This window comes from Paraburkholderia sp. BR14312, assembly GCF_040948675.1.
In the GTDB taxonomy this organism is placed as follows: domain Bacteria; phylum Pseudomonadota; class Gammaproteobacteria; order Burkholderiales; family Burkholderiaceae; genus Paraburkholderia; species Paraburkholderia nodosa_A.
Genome location: NZ_JBFPKI010000020.1, coordinates 68,440 through 75,045, shown reverse-complemented (window position 1 = coordinate 75,045; position 6,606 = coordinate 68,440). Strand labels below are relative to the sequence as shown.

At 57.9% G+C, this 6,606-nt stretch carries 5 protein-coding genes; 3 read left to right on the top strand and 2 right to left on the bottom strand.

From position 1 onward, the window contains the following. Nucleotides 1–201: 201 nt before the first annotated feature. The 3 genes from AB3X98_RS38565 to AB3X98_RS38555 all read left to right on the top strand — a co-directional run bounded on the left by AB3X98_RS38565 (nucleotide 202) and on the right by AB3X98_RS38555 (nucleotide 3,294). Nucleotides 202–804, top strand: a complete 603-nt coding sequence (locus AB3X98_RS38565) for a hypothetical protein (protein ID WP_254320461.1) — start codon at nucleotides 202–204, stop codon at nucleotides 802–804. Continuing rightward, nucleotides 801–1,025, top strand: a complete 225-nt coding sequence (locus AB3X98_RS38560; RefSeq protein WP_368606220.1) for a hypothetical protein — start codon at nucleotides 801–803, stop codon at nucleotides 1,023–1,025. Before AB3X98_RS38565 ends, AB3X98_RS38560 begins: the two co-directional genes overlap by 4 nt. Before the next feature lie 1,498 nt (nucleotides 1,026–2,523). Further along, nucleotides 2,524–3,294: a G1 family glutamic endopeptidase gene (locus AB3X98_RS38555; protein WP_368606221.1), complete on the top strand. Its 771-nt coding sequence runs from the start codon at nucleotides 2,524–2,526 to the stop codon at nucleotides 3,292–3,294. On the opposite strand, the gene AB3X98_RS38550 is transcribed toward AB3X98_RS38555, so the two are convergent. Continuing rightward, complete coding sequence (locus AB3X98_RS38550; RefSeq protein WP_368606222.1) at nucleotides 3,225–5,042, bottom strand: MFS transporter; 1,818 nt, start codon at nucleotides 5,040–5,042, stop codon at nucleotides 3,225–3,227. The two genes, AB3X98_RS38555 and AB3X98_RS38550, sit on opposite strands and share 70 nt — an antisense overlap. Nucleotides 5,043–5,167: 125 nt before the next feature. Continuing rightward, on the bottom strand, nucleotides 5,168–6,604 hold the full coding sequence (locus AB3X98_RS38545; protein WP_368606223.1) for a hypothetical protein: 1,437 nt from the start codon (nucleotides 6,602–6,604) through the stop codon (nucleotides 5,168–5,170). Between the last annotated feature and the right edge of the window lie 2 nt (nucleotides 6,605–6,606).

Below are 6,606 nucleotides of genomic sequence, written 5' to 3'. Positions count from 1 at the left end.
GATGACATTGGTTCCACCTGAGTTAAGGACATCCGGCATCAAATCGACATGGACCAACCTCGCGCGGCGGCTCGTTGGAACGATGGGCCGCGTATCAGCGAAGTGTATTTCAACAGCCTGCTAGGTGGTGCAAAGTGATCTACACGGTTTGTCCGCGCGGAGGCGTTGACTGCGGCAGCCACATCGTAGAAAGGGAAATCGATGGCCTATCAGATTGATGCGCCAAGCACGCGTGACCGAGTCGTTTCGTTCCTCAACGAAATTGGGATCGACTCGCGGTATGAGGTTGGTGCAACGGGTTTCGTGGAGGGCTGCAGAATTGATCGGGGAGCGCTTGCAATCGATCCGAACTGCCGGGTGTCGAGCCTGTTGCATGAAGCAGGTCATCTCGCCATTACGCCGAGTTGTTTTCGGATATTGATGGATGGGAACCTGTATGCCGGTCAGCGAGAGATGCTGGAGATTGTTGAAAGGGTCACGGCACATCCCGACGAACCGCTTTATCGGGCTGCCATCCAGTGCTCAGACCCAGAGGCAACGGCGTGGGCCTGGTCTGCGGGTGTCGCACTTGGCTTGCCGGACGTCGAAATTATCAGGGATGACGAGTACGAGAACGACGGCGCTGGGATCAGATTGTCGTTACAGGTCCGGATGTATGCCGGCATCCACGGACTTGCGCACGCAGGATTCTGCGCAATTCGAACGCGTGATGGAGTCGAGGCATGGCCAAAACTGAATTTCTGGACGCAGGAATTCGATATGCCCACGCTTATTGAGACGACTCAAACAGGAAATTTGCGATGACCGCGATTCTTACCGATGCTGAGCGAACAGCAATCCGTCGCCTTGCTGCTGGTGACAAAGCCATGTTGGACGACGCACGCGCTGCGTTCGATCGCGCTGCCCAGGTGCATGGGCCGCACGCTTGCGTCGAACTCCAATTCATGTCCGAAATGCTTGCCCCGGTGCCCGACCTGCTGCTGCGTGCGCAGTACCGAGCAGTAGTGTTGAAGCAAGATGCTTAACTGAGGAGAGCATGACGCTGAGGCGAGAAGCCGCGCGTTACCATACAGTCGTGCACACGCTCGTGCGTCGCACCGGGCGATCAGATATCCGGATCTCGGTGCTCCGGTCTCTTCGGCATCGCCGACGATGGCGGTCGAACGACCGGCACCCGTAACGCTGTCGTAACCCTGACGAAGCGACGCGGGTGCACTCGGGTGTGCTGCCTCCAGCATCTTTTGCTCAGTTTGAACATTCATTATCAACTCCTCGGATCTTGGAGAACGCTCTGATCGCTGACACGGACGCGGGCGATGTGGAATCCCTCCACGGCTATGCGAAGTGCGACGCGCATGAAAACGTCATAAGCGAAGGGCTTGCAGCAGGGACTGTTAGACAACATTCAGCTCGCCATGAAACGCTCGAAGTTGTATCTGGTGCGAATTCAGGCACTGCTGCGGCACAAGGATATTCGTCTGCGAAGAGTGAGAGGTACCTACCCAACTGGCTAGGTGCTTGAGGTAAAGTTCATGCCGTAAACCAGCGTTAAGGTGTACTGTCGCATCAATAATTGCTTGCAAGATTTCATTGCCAGGAATTCAGACATACGAATCAGTACGTTGTCTTGCACCTGTGTGTTCTCAGGTGTAGTGAGTGCTCGCCACGCTCTTCCGGGCATGGAAACCTGCCGCGGGCGTAGGCGATAAAGATTCCTAACAAAGAGAGTCGCGTAGCGATAATCCGCGTCGGACCGCTGTAATTCGGCACAGCTTGAGACGGGACACACTTCCCTGTCTGGCCTTTCCGGCGGACGTGTAATCGACTGCGGAAATGCCTCGATCGCGTTGCGACTACGCATCCGACCGCAGCGAGAGCTGACATTCATAGTCGCGCGAGTCTGGAAGGCTGAAGAGCCGCCTGAAGCTGCCTTACAAACGGCGACACCTGAACGTCAGCAATGGCCGATGAGTGGTCGGACGCGATCACAGCACGAAGATCCGTTTGGCGAGCGCAGCGGCCGCGTGAATGGCTGGCAAAGCCCGGAGACGAACCGCAGAAGATGACCGGGCCGCCCCGATCGCTGACCTGCACGGCCGGCCCTTTCATGACGTAACTTCATCTCGCTCGGGGAGATCGGAGGCGGCACCGTGCCAGCGTCCGGTTCCGCTGGCGGGCCCATGATCCCAAACGCACGGATTGCCGCCGCCCATGGCCGTGCTGAGTGGTGGTTGCGCCAGCAATCGAAGGGCAGGCGTTGGTTTCACTGCGCAACTAACGGTCCGCGCCGCTCGCTCGCACCCCGTAACCGCCGCTTCCCGGCGCCTTGCTTCAGCCGGCAGGATGGGTGGCGTCTACGGTCGTTTGCCCGAGGCTGGACGGGGTGCCTCCCGCGTCGATGGTCAGCGTCCGGGATTTTTCCGAAGAAGTGAGGCGTTGTGCGGGTTACATTGGAAAGGAGCGTCGGCCGATTTTTCTCTCGTAACAAAGCTCGAACACGAGCGCATTACGAGGAAGGAAAGCATGGATCCCAGACACGCCAAAGTGCTCACACCCGCCAAATTCCGCCACCTTTTGCGTGTCACTGAAGCGACAAGCCGCTTCCCCGAACGTGACACGTTGATCGTGCTACTCGGCGTCACCTGTGGTATGCGGGTGACCGAGATTGCCCGACTGCTGTCAGCGCTCCAGTCGACAAGCACCAAGCACCGAGGCGCTGCGCTTCTGCACAATCTCCCGACGGGAACGGTAATCAGCATACCGATTGAGAACTCGGCGGATATCGGCATCCTGGGCAATGTCGCCGAGTGGATCGTCGAAGACCCGGCGGTCTCGAAAGACGGTCCGCTGTATCCCTTCCCGGTCTACAGCGACGTCACCTTTACAGGGTGTGCCGCGAGTTCCAGGAATATCGAGGCACTTCCGGGCAACGGTCGCGCGATAGACATGGTGCAAGTTGCCGGCACGACGCTATCGACGGGAGTGATCGAGGGCCAAACTACGGTGTACTGCCCTACGGTCCGTAGGCCGACTGTCGCAGCGGCTCACAGGAGCGGCAACCGCGACGCAACCTGTGGCTTCGCCCGCCCCCGACGGCGACGCAAACGCTGGGGCCGCTGCATTCATGCGGATCCGTTGCCTGCATTCATGGCGGCCTATTCACCTGCGAGAGTTGCGGCAAATCAGAGCAAATTGGCGCGCCGGGCGAAAAGCCTCATCCTCTTTCAAGCTGGCCAGGTACGTCCCGTGGCCCATGTCCTCAACGTTTTGACGGCCATCGAATGCCGGATGTAGTACTGCCAGATGTAAGAGAGATCGAAAATGACGATCGCCAGCCACCACAGGTAGAAATACGCGAGCGCACCCAGACCGAGGCGCCACAATGGAGCCTGTTTGGATAGCCCCACTGTTATCAACAGCGCAACGAGCCCGGTCGCAACACAAAACGCTCCCAGCCCGAGAAGCCAGGTGCGACCTGCTCGTGCGCCGTGTGGAACCCAGCCGCTCAAACCAACGATGGCGAGGCTGACAAGAAACATTGCAGATGCGCTGCAAGCGAATGATTCGCTTTGCGGTTGGAGCGCGATTGCCCTGCAGAGCAATACCGCGCCGAGCCAGCACACGAACAGGGCGCCCAGTGCGGTTAAGAGAACCACTGGTCGATGCCAGCCGCCCCCGATGCGAGGCAAGCGTGCAGCGACCGTCAAGCCCGCTAACTGGACGGTGAAGCCAAGCACCGCCATTGCCTCGAGGAAAGCAGGGAGACGAAGAGAGGGATACCATGTTTCGCTTACCGAATCGTTGATCGCCGAGCCAAGCGAGGCGACGCCCAGAAGCAGAACGAAAAATGCCAGCATATAAGGAACGAACGCCGCTAACAGCCGCGCGGACCACTTCGTCGGGGGAGGCGCAACGGGCGGAGTGCCCGCCAGAATCACATTCGAGAAAAAGTGTTTGAAAACGTCGTCGTCATCCCAGTACGCGACGTGCGCCTCGCCAGGCCACGGGTAGCGGCTGAAGCCGTAGTCGGCACACCCCTGTGGTCCAGCGGGATCGATCCAGTTGAATGCCGTGCAGTTAAGATAGCCGAGATACTTTCTGGCCTCGCTCACGTCGAAGGCGATCGGATCTGCGTAGTCGTAGTAGTTGTGCCAGGTGATCAGTTGGGGCAGCGTCGCGAATTTTTCCTCCTGCAACTGGGCCTGCAATGGCGGACGGTTCAGTCCGATCTGCTCCCAAAGCGCCGGCCAAAGCAGGATGTGCTTGTCGAGCGGGCAACCGATCGTCATGTAACCGCGCAAGTGCTTGACCCAATCCGTTAGCCATTCTGCCGCGCAGTCGTGCGGCCGGAACTGAGGCAGAAGCAAAGCCTGCATGATGGCCGCGAAACTGATTACCGTGCCTTCACTGTGTGCAACGATGTAAATTTCGGGCGGTCCACCGCCACTTACCATCACGCGGTCGACTGCGCGCGTGAGCGTTTCATGAAAGCGTTTCAGAATCTTATTGCGGTAGAACTGGAAATCCGCAGGGAGCTGTATTCCGCCCACGAAGTCTGCAAGAAGTGCACCGAGTTCGAAATGAAAGATTCCGGCCTTCGCCGCGAGCCGCGTGAGGCTTTCCATCACACCAACGCCATCGACAATCTCTTCGATCACTCCAGCAGCGCGTGAAAAATGCCGGTCCTTGAGAGTCTGTTGGCCGCCTGCAGCGCGCAAGTTGTACTCATATGCTGCCTGGGCGCGCCCCGCGACCGTTCTTCCCCACGCTCGGCTCTCGTCCATCGTGTCGCCGCGGCGCGCAAGCGTGCGGGGCAAGTCTGCCCAGTACACTTCGGCGACACCTATCGGCGGCAATTGGCGAGCCACATCGCCGTCTACCAGGGTAAGGGCGACGCCAATACCGCCAGCGAGATTAAAGAAGCCAAGCGGCTCAACGGGACGCCCGGGCTCGCAAAAATTTCCGTATTGCGAGGCAACTCTGCGTATCGTTTCGCAGATGCGCTGGTTACCAACGCCATGAATGGCGACAACAATCTTCATCGAGCGCTCCCTTTCGGGCCAACATCGGAATTGTGGTTTTCGGCAGCTGTCGTATCGAGTATGGATAACGGCGGCGTTACTGATTCGAGCCGCGCCTCCTGTAACTTGCTGTCACCTGAATCTATCTACGCGCTATTTCCAAGCATTCTGCTAACCACCTCCCGTCGATGACTACCAAGGAGCGGATGCGCAGCGATCTTCTTTGCGTGGTGTAGCGCGAAGTCAAAATATCTTCCACTTTCTTTCGGGTCTGCGTCCGCAGACCAGATGGATGCTTTGGCTAACGCGTAATGAATCCCGAGAGCCGTTGCGGAGTCGGGATCGGCTTCCGAGAATTGATCGAGCAAGCGTAATACGCTGCGATGCGGAAACCGTTGCTTGTGCTTTAGCAGACTGATCGCGCCGTGCGAGCGTAGCGCGCCATGGAGCGATTCGTAGTCACGGTCGCCGTGTCTGCCCTTGAGGATTTCGAGTTCGACTTTGTTCGAGACGACGGAATAGTTCGGCGCGATCTGAATTCGAGTCTCGACTTCGTATCGTCCCGGCGCGCCAAAGGTGTACTTTCCCGATTCCAGAAAGATGGGGATATTGCGACGATACGGTTTCTTGCCGCTGATTTCGATGAACGTCGGGTTCGAACAAAACCTTGTCGAAGGCCGGTACATATGGCGCTCTCCGGTGGGCCCGGTAATCCATATCTCGAACCTCGCATAGCCGGGGTCAAGTTCTTGCGCAATGCGATGCACCGCGCTCGACGTGGGGGGCACGCCTAGCTCGATCTCGATCTCGATCGGCTCGAAGTGCCAGCAGCGCTTGTGGGTAAGGTTGATGTGAAGCTTCAGGTTCTTCTTCGCATTGCCCGGCGGTACGGCATAGCTACTTGTGCCCCCCGCATCGTACCCAGGGGCAAGCACTCCAAAATCTGTCGCTGACAGGCCGGGAAGCACATACACGGCGCTAGCCGGGTCGTTCGCGGCGCGTAAATAGTGTTGCTGGTCGTCTACAAAGCCGTACGTGTCTTTGATCAAGGTATTCGGCGGCGGCTTCATGAACGAGACTGGATTGTCGATGTGCCAGAGGTTAAAAGCGTGACCGATTTCATGCGCCGCGTAAAAACCCACATATGCGCTGAAGGCGTCTGTGTCGGGTCCAGTCAGATTCAGAATCTGATCGAGAAATAGCGCGCATCCTTGCCGTGGTCCCGTAGTCGACGTATGGAAATCCAGGTCAAACATGTAACCATATGCAGAAGGCGCGTCCCCCTTATATGAGTTGGCGAGGATAAGCGCAATGTGCGCGTCAGAATTGTCGGAAACCTTACCCAAAACCTGTGCCAGAACTTGTCGCAACTGTGTGTCGTCTACACCGAAGGTGTTTATGGAGGTGGGCATGTCCCTGAGCGACCAATCCAGATTGAGCTGGATAGCCGGACCGGATCCATCATCAGAAGCGGAGCTGAAATACTCGGCTAGGGGGACTCCACCGACGGGCAGATTTTCGTCGAACGTCGGTATCGACTTCTCGAGGTTCGCCTCGGCGATATAACACGTTATAATTGGCACGG

What these genes read in the sequence shown, in the direction of transcription:
- AB3X98_RS38565 (WP_254320461.1), top strand. Translation starts at nt 202, where the DNA reads ATGGCCTATCAGATTGATGCGCCAAGCACGCGTGACCGAGTCGTTTCG.
- AB3X98_RS38560 (WP_368606220.1), top strand. Translation starts at nt 801, where the DNA reads ATGACCGCGATTCTTACCGATGCTGAGCGAACAGCAATCCGTCGCCTT.
- AB3X98_RS38555 (WP_368606221.1), top strand. Translation starts at nt 2,524, where the DNA reads ATGGATCCCAGACACGCCAAAGTGCTCACACCCGCCAAATTCCGCCAC.
- AB3X98_RS38550 (WP_368606222.1), bottom strand. Translation starts at nt 5,042, where the DNA reads ATGAAGATTGTTGTCGCCATTCATGGCGTTGGTAACCAGCGCATCTGC.